Annotated in this window: 8 protein-coding genes; all 8 read left to right on the top strand. The window is 55.3% G+C overall.

Annotated elements, in window-relative coordinates; translation table 11 throughout:
- Window positions 1–138 precede the first annotated feature (138 nt).
- Window positions 139–2,538, top strand: coding sequence for a hypothetical protein (locus M4D81_RS20375; RefSeq protein ID WP_260067885.1), 2,400 nt, complete (start codon window positions 139–141; stop codon window positions 2,536–2,538).
- On the top strand, window positions 2,535–3,464 hold the full coding sequence (locus M4D81_RS20370) for an ABC transporter ATP-binding protein (RefSeq protein ID WP_071222603.1): 930 nt from the start codon (window positions 2,535–2,537) through the stop codon (window positions 3,462–3,464). The genes M4D81_RS20375 and M4D81_RS20370 overlap by 4 nt, the downstream gene beginning before the upstream one ends.
- A complete protein-coding gene (locus M4D81_RS20365; RefSeq protein ID WP_071222604.1) occupies window positions 3,461–4,408 on the top strand; it encodes an ABC transporter permease in 948 nt (315 codons plus the stop codon). The genes M4D81_RS20370 and M4D81_RS20365 overlap by 4 nt, the downstream gene beginning before the upstream one ends.
- A 35-nt stretch (window positions 4,409–4,443) precedes the next feature.
- Window positions 4,444–6,123, top strand: a complete 1,680-nt coding sequence (locus tag M4D81_RS20360) for a phage tail tape measure protein (protein WP_260067884.1) — start codon at window positions 4,444–4,446, stop codon at window positions 6,121–6,123.
- Window positions 6,124–6,431: 308 nt separating this feature from the next.
- A complete protein-coding gene (locus M4D81_RS20355) occupies window positions 6,432–7,421 on the top strand; it encodes an AAA family ATPase (RefSeq protein WP_260067883.1) in 990 nt (329 codons plus the stop codon).
- Window positions 7,418–8,365 (top strand): DUF58 domain-containing protein, encoded by a 948-nt coding sequence (locus M4D81_RS20350; RefSeq protein WP_260067882.1) that lies wholly within the window; start codon window positions 7,418–7,420, stop codon window positions 8,363–8,365. The genes M4D81_RS20355 and M4D81_RS20350 overlap by 4 nt, the downstream gene beginning before the upstream one ends.
- Before the next feature lie 263 nt (window positions 8,366–8,628).
- The gene (locus M4D81_RS20345) at window positions 8,629–10,635 is read left to right on the top strand and encodes a vWA domain-containing protein (protein ID WP_260067881.1); all 2,007 of its coding nucleotides are present in this window, start codon (window positions 8,629–8,631) and stop codon (window positions 10,633–10,635) included.
- Window positions 10,619–13,270: VWA domain-containing protein (locus M4D81_RS20340; RefSeq protein WP_260067880.1), on the top strand; the 2,652-nt coding region annotated here is incomplete at its 3' end. The genes M4D81_RS20345 and M4D81_RS20340, both read left to right, overlap by 17 nt.

Here is a 13,270-nt window from a genome sequence, read left to right as displayed (position 1 = left end):
ATCCCGCTCCTCTTATTGGAGTGGGATTTTTATTTATGGAAGGAAACGTCAAACTTTTTATAGATTCGACTCGTCAATATAGTTGAACTTGTGAAGAGAACCTTTACATACGTCTTCTGAACATAGGTGTCATTTGTCATGAGAAAGCAATTTATATGTGGAGAGGGGAATCATCAGTTGTCGTTTTATACAAAAAAAACGTGGATGTTGCTGCCGATGGTGGCGCTGCTGATTGTTGCAACGTTATCCTTCTCGTTCCCGGCCGGAAACGTCTACGCCGACGGAGCGAAGATTGGCATTCAATCCGAAATGGGTTATCAAGGCAAGATTAAACATGATAAATGGAATCCGCTCAAACTGACCTTAACCAGTGACCGGGATATATCCGGTGACGTGGTCGTGCAGATTCAGAACTACAATGGCTTCGGATATCAAACCTCCTACGTCCAGCAGGTGGACCTGCCGAAGGATACGCCGAAGGAAGTCGTGATCGGCATTCCAGGGGCTGTGCTGAATAAAGATAATAACCAGATCCTCTTCTATGAAGGATCTTATACCAAGGGGAAGCAGATTCCGTTTGCCTCAGGTAAAAATTACGTGCAGGCTTCTCCGTATCAAGGCGCACTCATTGCCGTGTTATCCGATGATCCGGATACGATGAATTTCATGAATGTCCTTAACGGCAAGGGCAACAGCGTGAACGTGTTCCCGCTTAAGAACGCCAGCGTTCCATCGGATGGAATGCTGCTGAACGGACTGGACGCCATCGTGATCAACAATTTTGCTTCCGATACGCTGTCAGAGCCACAACGCAAGGCGATTACAGATTGGGTGAATGGCGGCGGCACCCTGATTCTGGCCGGCGGCGCGGGATATGCCAAAACAGCGGCGCCGTTTGCCGACATCACGCCGGTCGTTGCGGATGGAACCACCACCATTCATTCGCTGGCTGAGCTGGAGAAGCTTGGCGGGAAGCCGCTGAACCTGGATGGGGCATTTACCATTTCCACAGCGAAAGCGGTGGAAGGCTCCAAAATCGGAATTGAAGCGGACGGACAACCTTTGTTTGCCTCGAAAGCCTATGGCCAAGGGAGTGTTCAATATGCGGCCTATGATCTGGCTATGGAGCCGGTGAGCTCATGGGCAGGCCATCCGGATGCATGGGCATCAATATTGCGCAATAACCTTCCCATGGTGGGCGCGCAGAATGGCATGTACTACAATTCGCTGATGGACAGTTTGAATTACGTTCTGGAGTATTTTCCATCGCTGAAGATGCCTTCCTTCACCCTGTTGTTATGGATGCTCATTATTTATGCGGTCGTCGTTGCCCCGCTGCTCTACTATATCTTGAAGAAGGCGGACAAGCGGGAATGGGCGTGGTTCTTGATCCCGATCATTGCCGTCATCGCGAGCGGTTCCGTTTACGTGGTCGGTTCATCGGACAAGACGCGGGAACTCGCGCACACCATCAACTTGATTGAACTAAACGGTCAGGGGGATGCGGTTAAATCGACGGCTTCCGCATTTTTCACGCCTCGAAGCGGGAACTATGCTTTGGAATTTCCGGAGAATACGTATTTGAAAACGGGGCAGTCCCAGACCAGGTTTGGAGGAATGGGCGAGAATAAGAGTTTTGTCCGAGTGGAGCAGGCGTCCACGACGCTGGAGCTACGCGACATGTCCCAATGGTCATTAGCCAAGGTCTGGGTGGACCGTCAAGGAACCGAGGAGATGGGGCGTCTGGGCATGGATTTGAAGCTGGATGCCAAAGGAGAATTAAACGGTAAGGTCACCAATGACACGATTAACGATTTGACCGAGGTTGTGCTGGTTGTCGGGGGCAAAGCCTACAAGCTGGGAGATATCAAGAAGGGGGATGCTGCAGCCGTTCCTCAGGACCCGAAACAAATCATCAAGTTTACGGGCGGTGACTTGTCCGGGATGCTGTACCCTTATTCGCAGAATGATCCGAAACAGCGTGAGCGCGATATTATGTCCCAATACGGATATTCCAACAGAATGGTCAACAGGGATGCTTACATTTTGGGATGGAGCAAGGACCATTTGACGAATTACACGCTGAAAGGCGCTGAGGTGGACAGTGATCAGCTCAATTTCTGGATACAGCCGGTGGAGATGGATTGGGGACTGAACGGGGAGATTAACATTCCTTACGGCTTCCTGTCTCCCGAAATATCGCAGGTGAATGCGCCTATGTTCGGGGTTTACCCTCATGGGGTCGAGATGGGACAGGGCAGCTTGATCGCCGAATTCCCGTTAATATCGGAAGGCAACGTGAAGTATTCGGAACTGTCGATGAAAGGCACCAAATTCAACAACAACGTTACGATGGAGATCTGGAACTCGAAGAAGAGCGCATGGGAGCCTGTTACAGACGCGAACAATGTGTTTACCATTACCAAGAATCCCGAGCAGTATATCGTGGGGAATCGGATCCGCTTCATGATCACCGCCAAGGATCAGACCAACTTTATGATGCCGGAGCTGTCTGTGAAGGGGGAGGCCACTCAATGATCGAGATTAGAAACCTGAGTAAAAAATACGGAACGTTCCATGCGTTGAAGGACATCAGTCTCCATATCGAAAAAGGGACGGTATTTGGATTTGTCGGTCCGAACGGAGCCGGCAAATCCACAACGATGTCCATATTGGCCACCCTGATGCTGCCAACCTCGGGTGTTGCCAAGGTCGGCGGCTTCGACGTGACCCAGCATCCCAAGGAGGTCCGCAAGCGGATCGGCTACATGCCCGATTTCTTTGGCGTGTATGACCAGCTGAAGTCTACCGAATATTTGCATTTTTACGGGGCAAGTTACGGCATTCCGCGCGCCGAGCGGGAACAGCTCATTCCGCAGCTCCTGGAGCTTGTCAACCTGAGCGACAAAGCGGATACCTACGTCGACAGTCTCTCGCGGGGCATGAAGCAGCGGTTATGCCTTGCCCGGTGCCTGGTGCATGATCCGGACGTCTTGATTCTGGATGAGCCGGCTTCGGGGCTGGATCCGCGGGCGCGGATCGAGATGCGTGAAATATTGAAGGAATTGAAACTGATGGGCAAGACGATCATCATTTCGTCGCATATTTTGCCTGAGCTGGCGGAGATGGTGGATGAAATCGGCGTGATCGAGCACGGCGAGATGGTTGCCCAAGGCAAGGTGGCCGATATTCAGAGCCGTCTCCGCGTGAAAAAAGTCATCCACATCCGCACGCTCGAGCGTGAAGAGGAACTGGCCGAGAAGCTGCGGGACGAACCGTTTGTCACGTCGGTATTAACGGATAACACCGGCGTCCATGTTCATTACGGCGGGGATGACACGCAGCAAAGCGCTCTGCTTCGGCAGGTGGTCTCCTGGGAAATTCCGATTGTCTCGTTTCAGGAAGCGCAGAGCAATCTGGAGGATGTATTCCTCGAAATTACCAAAGGAGGGCCCCGCGAATGAATTGGAGCAGAAAGCTAATTAATCCGGTTATTGACAAGGAATTTCGGCTGCGGATGCGTTCTACGCGTTCCATGCTGTCGGTGTTGTTTTATGTATTGGCTCTCGGAGCCGTTGCGATGGGCTTCATTTATCTCTTCTTATATTTGGGACAGCGGGGACCACAGCGATTCGATCCGCAGATGAGCCAAATGATGTTCTATGTGCTGAGTTTTGCCCAGCTTGTCCTCATCGCATTCATGGCGCCGGCTCTTACCGCCGGTGTCATCAGCAGCGAGCGGGAGAAGCAAACGCTGAGCATGCTGCTGACAACGCAGCAGAGCTCGGCCACGATTGTACTGAGCAAGCTGGTGTCGGCGCTCAGCTTCATGACATTGATCGTGCTGGCCACCCTGCCGGTATACAGCATTGTTTTCCTGTATGGGGGGATTTCGCCGAAACAGCTCATATCCGTCTTTGTTTTTTATTTATTCGTGATGCTGCTGCTCGGTTCGCTTGGGGTGATGTTCTCGACTTTATTCAAAAGAACCATCGTCGCGATTATTGTCACCTACGGTGCGGGACTGATTATCTTCCTTATAACAGGACTTCTGTATTTGTTCTTCATGGGAATTGAACAGCAGAATATGTATCAAAGCGGGCAGGCGCCAACGCCAGGCAGCTATTCCTGGGTCGGATATTTGCTGGGCTTGAATCCGGCTGGGGCGATGATGAGTTTGTTTAACCCGTCCTTCTCAAAAGACGTGTTCCTGCTCCACGGAGGAAGCTTGAACAGCAAGGCTCCCATTGAATTGTGGCTGGAATTTTTCATCGTCTATTCGGTTGTGATCGTTCTCGCCCTGTGGGTTGCCGTACGGAATATCCGTCCTGTCGCCAGGCGGAAGCGTAAGGATAAGAACGAAGAACAGCTCCCGCAAGTATCGGAAATGACGCGGGACGAAGCGTAACCTAAAGCAGAAGAGCAGGGTAAGGAGGAAGAGCAATGGACAACATCATGCGTTTTATCGAAGCCGCGAGACGGCGGCTGCAGCGATTCCGCGTCATAACGTATGTTTTATACGGACTGATGGCAGGGTTTGCCGCACTGCTGCTGCTTCTGGTGCTGGGGAGATTCGTGCCCATAGCCTGGCTTCCCGTTGCATTCGTCGCCATTCCTGTCGGGGCAGGATTCGTAGGTTTGTTATGGGGATGGCTGCACCGGGTTCCGATCGAAGAGGCTGCTTCTGTGATGGATCATGTTCCTGACGAAGCGGAGCGAAGTGACATGATGGTGACGGCACTATCGTTCAAAGAAGAGGAATCGCAGGCTGCAAAATGGCAGCGCGAGCAGGCGGAGCGCTATGGCGCACGCTTTGCAGAGCAATTGCCGGAGCGTCTTCCTTACCCTAATCGTAAAAGACATCTCTTGATCTGTGGCGCTTCGCTGGCTGCCGTGCTCATCCTTGTTTTTGTTCCGAATCCGATGGATAAGAAGGTGGAAGCGGCAAAAGAGGCGCAGAGCTGGATGAAGGAGCAGGCAGCCAAAACCGAAAAGCTGGCGGAAGAACTCCAGAAAGAAACGATCGATCCTGCTGACAGGAAGAAGCTGCAGGAGAAGCTGGATGCCTTGAAAAAAGCGCTGGAGCTTGAGAAGCATCCCGAGCAAGCGCTGGAGAAGCTGGAAGAAGCCATGAAAGAGCTGGAGAAAATGGCGAAACAGCAGGAGGAAAAAGCGAAGGCATTGTCGGAGCTGGCCCAAAAAATGCAGCAGGAGAAGGCGTTGTCCCAGGTAGGGAAAAAGCTTGCCGAGGGCATGGCCGATGAGCTCAAGCAGGAAATGAAGAAACTCACCGAGCAGGTAAAAAAGATGTCCCAGGAAGAGAAGAACGAGTTGGCCGATGCTTTGAAAAAATTGGCAGAGGAAGCAGCCAAGCAACTGGAGGACGGGAAGCTCGAGCAAGAGCTCAAGAAAGCGGCAGACTCGCTGAAGGAAGGCAAGCTGCCGAAAGAGCTGGAAGAAGCGCTCCAGCAGCTGGCCGAGGAGCTGGCTAAAGCGGCTCAAGCTAAAGCCGCATCCGACAGTCAATCGCAATCCGCCGCTTCGCTGGCGTCCTCCCTTGCTTCGCAAGGACTGAGCTTGGCCGATCAGATGACGGCTGCCGGGATGTCGGTATCGGATGCCTGGAGTAACGGCGGCAGTGCGGAGGCGTTGGCGCAGGCGGGATCCGGGGAAGGCTCGGGAGCAGAAGGCGAAGGCTCGGAGGGAAGTCCCGGAGAAGGTGGCTCCGGGGCCGGTCAAGGTCAAGCCGCCGGCAGTGGTTCCGGTTCGGGGAGCGGCTCTGGATCAGGAGCAGGCTCCGGCTCAGGCGGCAGCGGAGGATCGGGAAGCGGAACCGGAAGCGGAGCCGGCCTCGGCTCAGGTGGTCGCGAGCTTGTGACGATCCCCAGGGATTTCAAGGGCAGCGGCAATGTGCAGAACGATTCCGGCGAGATCAAGGGCAGCGGCGGAGATATTCAGAAGGGCGGCGTTTCGCCGACCGTTCCGGGCATGTCCAGGCCTTATGAGGAAGTGTACCGCGATTATGAGACCGAAGCGCGCAAAACGTTAGATCGCAATCCGCTGCCTGACCAGATGCAAGGGTTGGTCGAGGAATATTTCATACAGATCAATCCGAATCCGTAGGGGATCGAGGAACCGATAACGAAAAGCTATATAGATTAAACTAAAGAAAAGAAGAACTTCAACGGAGAAGGCGGAATTATTCTGGAGAAACGAAGAGGTCGCCCGAAAGCTTTCCAAAGGAAAGCTCGCATCGGAAGCATATACTGTCCCCGGATTTTAACCATGCTATGGATGTATAGAAGAAATCTGGGGGCAACAGCGATCGGAAGAATAATCCGCATTCGTAGTGATGCTCAGGCTAAGAATCTTTAGTTCAACTTATATAGAATGAGTACTTGAACTTTACCAAGAAGATGGAGGTTTCGTCCATGTCGGATATAGCAGTGAGACCACAGGAATGGATGGAGAAAATATCAGGCCTGCGGGAACATATCGGCAAGGTGATTGTCGGGCAGCAGGATGTTGTGGAGCAAATGCTCTGGTGTATCTTTGCAGGAGGGCACGCCCTCCTGGAGGGGATTCCGGGTCTCGGTAAAACGATGCTCGTCCGCACGGTGTCGGAAGCGTTGGAGCTATCCTTTTCCCGTATACAGTTCACGCCGGATTTGATGCCGAGCGATATAACGGGCACCAATATCCTATCGTTCGGGCAGCATGGGGACACCGGGATGACCTTTCAAAAGGGTCCGCTGTTCAGCAGCATCGTGCTGGCCGACGAAATTAACCGGGCCACGCCCAAAACCCAGAGCGCCTTGCTGGAGGCCATGCAGGAGAAGACCGTCACGGTGGGTGGGGTAACCCATCAGCTGCCCAAACCTTTCTTTGTTCTGGCGACGCAAAACCCGCTGGAAAACGAGGGAACGTATCCATTGCCGGAGGCGCAGCTTGACCGCTTTCTGCTGAAGATCGAAGTGTCGTATCCAAGCGCGGATGAACTGAAGGAAATCGTGAAGCGAACGACATCCTCCCACGAATTCCAGGTGGAACGGCAAATGACCGGCGACGAGCTGCTGGAAATCCAGCGCGGAGCCCGGGAAGTGCTGGTTGCCGAGGAGATTTTGGACTATGCGGTTCGTCTGCTCATGATGACGCATCCCGAAGAGGCAGCGGCCCCGGAGGCGGTGCGAAAATACGTCCAGTTCGGTTCCGGACCGCGGGGCATTCAGTCCATCATATCAGTGAGCAAGGTCCGTGCATTGTGCAGCGGGCGGTTGCATGTATCGACAGGGGATATTCGCGCCGTGGCTTTATCTGCGCTGCGCCACCGTTTGTTCCTGAATTTCGAGGGGCAGGCGCTCGGCATTACGACAGACCATGTCATTCAGGAGGTTCTGCAAGCGCTGGAGGCATCCGCGTGAGCGGGGGCGGGCACCTGCTTCCTCCGGAATGGCTTCCGCGTCTGGAGCGGCTGAGCCTGGATGCCAAGCGGCGGGTTGCCGGGACGCTGCAGGGAAAGAGGCGATCCCGCCGGCTCGGATCGTCCCTCGAGTTTGCCGATTATCGAGTGTATGCACCCGGCGATGATGTCCGCAGGTTTGACTGGGGCGTCTATTCTCGTACGGGAAAAGCATTCGTGCGTCAATTCATGGACGAGCAGGAGCTGACGGTCAGTCTATTCGTGGATTGCTCGGCATCGATGGGGGCTGTCATGTCATCGTCATCCGAACCATCTGCTGCAGATCCGGCAGGAACGAAGGAAAGTCCGAAATGGCTGCTCGCACGTCAACTCGCCGCAAGCATCGGCTACATGGCATTGTCCTCTTACGACAGGCTGCAGATCGCCTGTTACAGCCGTTCGATTAACGCCCGCCTTCCGATCATGAGAGGAAAGGGCTCGGCCCATCGCCTGTTTTCGTTCCTGCAAGGGGCAGAAACGGGAGGCGAGGGCAGTTTGGGCGCAGCGCTTGCGGTTCCTGGCGCACTCCCCCGGCAGCCGGGGATGACCTGGGTGTTCTCGGATTTTTGGCTCGAGGGCGGCGAGGAGGAGTTGTTCAGGGCGCTTTCCCTTTTATCCGGCACCGGGCAGGAAGTGGTGCTGGTGCATGTGTTGTCGAGGGAAGAACTGGAGCCTAAATTGACCGGCGATTTGCGATTGGTTGACAGTGAAACGATGAGCGGCAAGGAAGTGGCGTTTACGGGTAAAGTGCTCGATGCTTACAAAGAGGAGCTGGAGCGGTACCGGACGATGCTGTCCCGCGTGTGCGCGGAGCGGGGGATGTCTTACGTGCTCATTCCGGCGGATATGCCGCTTACGGATGCGATGTTCGGGGTGCTTGCGGGAGCCGGCCTGGTTACTGGATAGAGCGGGATCCCATGCAGGGCCCCGTATCCAAGCATCTGCAGGAGCTTCATACGTATTGGGGAAGCTGGTAGACAGGGGAACACCGGTGAATACACATCTATGAAATGCGGGCTTCACGAGCACCTGTCTGTGATCTATATAGAAGAAACAAGAAGAGAACTCATTGAAATAAAACAGGAACAGATGACAGGCCTTCATCCGATGCTTTGAGAAAACGTCCAAGTCGTGTTAGTCAGGGTCCACGGGAGTAAGGAGGGGACACGTTGGGGATTCAATCTTGGCTGAGCCTATGGTTCGGTTTAACGCTGCCGGCCATCGTGCTTATGTATATGTTCAAACGAAAATATGTCGATACAACCGTTCCCAGCCATTTGCTGTGGGAGCGGGTGCTTCGGAACCTGGAGGCCAACAGGCCGTGGCAGAAGCTGCAGAACCGGCTTCTGCTGTGGCTTCAGCTGCTTGCTGCTGCGTTGATGGTCTTCGCACTGATGCAGCCTTTTCTGCAGGTGTCTGGCGGAGGCAGCGCCCACGTGGTCATCGTTGCCGATACCTCGGGCAGCATGAGCGCGCAGATTCAGCCATCGGCTGAAGGCGAAGCCGCATCCAGGCTGCAATGGATGCAGGAACGAATAAAGGAATACGTGAAGAACCAAGGGAGACGGAGCGAAATCACCCTCCTGTCCGTGGGAGCAAGTCCCATGACGCTGGTCTCCCATGAAAGCGACCGCACCGTCATTGATCAGGCTGTGGATGGGCTGCGGCCCTATTACGGCCAGGCATCCTACAGGGAAACCTTATCGCTCGCTTCCGCTCTGACACGGGAAGAGCGGGATGCAGAGGTCGTTATTTTTACGGACAGCTACTGGAAGCAGGATACGGCTCCCATAACGTTTCAGGTTCCGGTATCTGTTGAGAAGGTGCAGGGAGAGCCCCCTCTTAACGTGTCCATTGACCAATTCGGCATTTCACCCAAGGGTGAAACAGGTTCATCCTATGGGGCGGTGTCTGTCCTCAGCACGAATGCCAAGGAATCGATGTCGGCTGAAGTGAATCTTTACGGGGATGAACAGCTATTGACCAGCAGGATGCTTGAACTGGAGCCTGGTAAAAAATTAACCGAATCCTTTTCCGATCTGCCGTTTGCGGAAGTGTACCGGCTCGAGTTGTCCCAGGATGACGGATATGCCGCAGACAATCAATCCTTTGCATTCGGTTTGGGTCATGGATCTTCGCGCGTGCTTCTGCTGACTTCGGGCAACTTGTTTCTGGAGAAGGCCTTGCAGCTAAGCGGAGCCGAAGTCACCCGGGTTGCTTTGGACGAGTCCAAAGACAAGACCGCCGAGGACAATGGCAGTACGGATAAGGAGGCGGGTAAGGGCAGCACAGCTGCGGATGTACCGCCCGTGCCTGAAGGCGAATTTGATCTGCTCGTCATCGACGGGGACGTGCCGGAAGGGTTCAAGCAAGGGAAGTGGGCGGAACTGGCCTCCAAAACGCCGCTCTGGACGATCGGCGGAGAAGGTGCTAAAGTCGGCAACCAAGGGGGGCGCGCCGTGCTTTCCAAGCATCCAGTGACCGCCTATGTAACCTTGTCAGGCGTCTATTTTGGCACGCTACTGGAACAGGCCCCTGCCTGGGGAGAGCCCGTTATAAAGCTGGGGGATCAACCGATCGTCTATGCGGGAAGCGAAAACGGGCGACCGCGCTTGTCGTTTAATTTCCTGCTACAGGATAGTGATCTTCCGTTATCGCCGGAGTTCCCGGTCATGGTCAGCAATGCACTGGAGTGGATGACCTCGGGCAAGGGAAGCGGCCTTGGCCGCTATATGGCTGGCGCGCAAGCAGATATACCGATTGCGGCGGACACGGTAGCGGCAAAATGGGTACCTGCGAGCGGTCTTGCTCTTACTGGCGGCATCCCTGCTGCGGAAGCGCTCCGGAATGAGCAAGGGATATCGCCGGTACAGCTTGTGCCGGAATATCCGGGGCTGTACGCTTTTGAACAGCAAAATGAAGCGGGTGAGAAGCTTAGGTTCTGGCTGGCCGTGACGGCGGATCCATACGAGGCGGATTGGAGCAACGATCAGGGGCCGGTCGTAAGTCAAGCGGCTCCGAACTTGGATGAGTCTGAAGCGGGAGAGCATGCCGGGACATCCGGCAGCAACGAAACCGCAAACCGCGCCGGCTCGTTAATGCCATGGCTTGCTGTCTTGGCACTGGCTGTGATCGCAGCAGAATGGGGGGTGTACCAGCGTGGGCGTTCAATTTAGCCAACCATGGTTGCTGCTGCTGTTGATTCCGGCAGGATTATTTCTCTACTATGCATACAAGTCGGATTTTCGATTAAACGGCTTTCGGAAGAAACTGGCTTTATTCTTTAGAACCTGCGTCATTCTATTATTGATTCTTATGATTTCGGGTTTGCATGGCTTTACCGTCCTGAGAGATAAACAGGTTGTATATCTGGCCGACCGTTCCGACAGTATGGGGGATTCAGCCCGGATCGCGAGCTGGATTAACGATTCTCTCACGGCAAAAGGCGAGAAGGATGGCACCGCCGTTGTTTCTACGGGGCTTGAGGGCGCTGTAGAACGGCGGTTAACCTCTGCAGAGAATGCAGGAGCCTCTCTTAATGCGCTGCTGGAGCAGCAATTTACGGGGCTGGAGTCCGGTCTTCAGCTCGCGGGGAGCCTGTTCGAGGGCAACAGCGATTCCAGAATTGTGTTGATCTCGGACGGGGAAGAGAATGTAGGCAGCATGGCAGCGGCCGGGAGGCTGCTGAAGGACCGGGGCATTGCGGTTGATGTGCTTCCGACGCCGAAGCAGGCCATCCGTGACGTTGCGGTGGAGGAACTGAAAGTACCGGATAAGCTGTATCAAGCGGAGTCTTTCTATGTGGAGGTTATGATCCGCAGCACGTTTAAGACCTCCGGTGAGCTGCGCATTTACGAGGACAACCGTGAGATCGGCCGGGAACGCGTAGACGTCACCCCGGGCGAGAACCGGTATGCCGTGAAAGGCCTGGCCAAGAGTCCGGGACTTCACCGTTACCGTGCCGAAATCTTCATGGACGGGGATGAAGCGTCCGCCAATAATGCTGCGTTCGATTTCACCCGGGTGGAAGGTCCGCCGAACGTACTGATCGTGGAAGGAACCCCGGGAACGTCGGGGAATATCACGGCAGCCCTCGAGTCCGGCATGATCGGCACCGAGGTGATTCCGCCGGAACTGCTCCCGCTGGAAGCGGCCAAGTATGCCGTATACGACAGTATCATCTTTAATAACGTTTCGGGCAGTGACGTCGGCGGCAAGCAGATGGATCTGATCGAGCAGGCGGTCCGCAGCTTTGGCATCGGGTTTATGATGGCGGGCGGCGAGGACAGCTTCGGGATGGGCGGATATTTTAAAACCCCGATCGAAAAGGCGCTGCCGGTCTCCATGGAGCTGGAAGGCAAGCGGGAGATTCCATCCCTGGGCCTCATACTCGTCATCGACCGTTCGGGGAGCATGGACGGCAACAAAATCGAATTGGCCAAGGAATCGGCGATGCGAACGGTGGAGCTGCTGAGAGCCAAGGATACGGTCGGCGTTGTCGCCTTTGACGATCAGCCGTGGTGGGTCGTTCCGCCGCAGAAGCTCGGGGACAAGGAAGAGGTGCTCAGCAGCATCCAGTCGATTCCGAGCGCAGGCGGGACCAACATCTATCCTGCCGTTTCCTCGGCGCTTGAGGAAATGCTGAAGATTAAAACCCAGCGCAGACATATCATTCTGATGACCGACGGGCAGTCCGCCATGAATTCCGGTTATCAGGATCTGACCGATACGATGGTGGAGAACAAAATTACGATGTCTTCGGTGGCGGTCGGGATGGATGCCGATACCAACCTGCTTCAATCCTTGGCGGATGCGGCCAAGGGCCGTTATTACTTCGTTGAGGATGAAACGACGCTGCCGGCGGTATTCAGCCGGGAGGCAGTCATGCTGGCCAAATCCTATATCGTGGATAAACCCTTTGTCCCGGCCGTTCAGAACCCGGGCGATTGGGCAAGTCTATTCCAGCAGGGCGTTCCGGGGCTGTATGGTTATGTAGCGACAACGCCGAAGTCTTCCGCCCAGACGATTCTGTCCAGTCCGGAGCCGGACCCGATCCTGTCACGCTGGCAGTACGGATCCGGACGAACGGTGGCATGGACGAGTGATTTAAGCGGAAAGTGGTCCAAGGAATGGGTATCGTGGTCCGGCTTTGCCAACACGTTGACCGAAATCGTGAAGTGGACATTCCCGCAGTTTACGTCGTCGCCCTATGAAGTGACTACCGAGACGGCCGGCAACCAAGTAAAGCTCCATGTTATGGCAGAGGGCGAGAATCCGCCGGAGAAGCTGAATGCGGTGATCGGGGACGATGAAGCCGGCGAGCAGACGGTAGAGCTCATTCAGGAGGCGCCCGGCCGTTATACCGGACTCGTCAACGTATCCAAGCCGGGAGCCTTCCTCATGTCCCTTGAGGACGCGAGCGGGGAAGAGCCGCTGCAAGCCGCGCCGGGCACCGGTTTTGTTGTGCCGTATTCGCCGGAATACCGGCTATCTTCCGGCAGCGGCGAGGAAGCCATGAAGCGGCTGGCCGAGATAACCGGGGGCCGTGTACTATCCTGGGATAACCCGGCCGAAGTGTTCGACCGGCAGGCGGCCTCGCGGATGCAGCTCCATGATTGGAGTTATCCGCTGCTGGCGGCGGCCCTGCTGCTGTGGGTCGCCGACATCGCCGTGCGGCGCCTGGCTCTGCCATGGGGCGCCATCGGCGCTAGGCTGACCGCCCTGCTCCGTAGGCGGCCGGTACCTGCCGGCGAGGCCGGGCGTGACGCCGGCCTCGAGCGGCTGGCGGCGCGCAAAGCCCGCGCCGCCCAG

Origin of the sequence: Paenibacillus sp. p3-SID867, assembly GCF_025142895.1 — a bacterium.
Taxonomy (GTDB): Bacteria; Bacillota; Bacilli; order Paenibacillales; family Paenibacillaceae; genus Paenibacillus_AQ.
Note: the sequence above shows the minus strand (reverse complement) of the source record. Positions and strands in the feature narration are given on the sequence as shown.